At 50.1% G+C, this 493-nt stretch carries 1 protein-coding gene; it reads left to right on the forward strand.

Annotated features, from left to right (window positions below; translation table 11 throughout):
• Positions 1-471 (forward strand): transposase (locus tag ACY2RQ_RS19815; RefSeq protein ID WP_490114738.1); only part of this gene is annotated, 471 nt, incomplete at its 5' end.
• Positions 472-493 lie beyond the last annotated feature (22 nt).

Consider the following 493-nt stretch of genomic DNA (forward strand, 5'->3'; position numbering starts at 1 on the left):
ATAAACAGCGTCCTGAAATTGTTGGATAAACAGATTGATAAGGTCACTGAGAAACTGAATATTCTTGTACAACAGGAGCAACGCTGGCGTGTTCCTATGGAGATACTGACGAGTACACCAGGTGTCGGACAGGTGCTTGCCTACACATTGCTCAGCGAACTTCCAGAACTGGGCAGGCTCAACCGAAAAGAGATTGCTTCGTTGGTAGGCCTGGCCCCAATGAACAGAGAAAGCGGAAGCTATGCCGGTAAACGCCGTATTCGGGGAGGGCGCTCGCGGGTGCGTACAGTGCTGTTTATGTCGATGCTGTCATCGATCCAGTGCAACCTGGTTTTCAAGGCTCAGTACGAGCGTATGAAAGCAGCCGGCAAGCTTCCAAAAGTGGCTCTGATAGCCTGTATGCGCAAGATGATCGTGACCTTGAATACCATGGTGAAAAACGGAACTCGCTGGGGCGAAAATCTGGCTTAAATACTTGACGGAGAACCACAGT

This window comes from Parendozoicomonas sp. 209JJ7-1 (genome assembly GCF_058147085.1).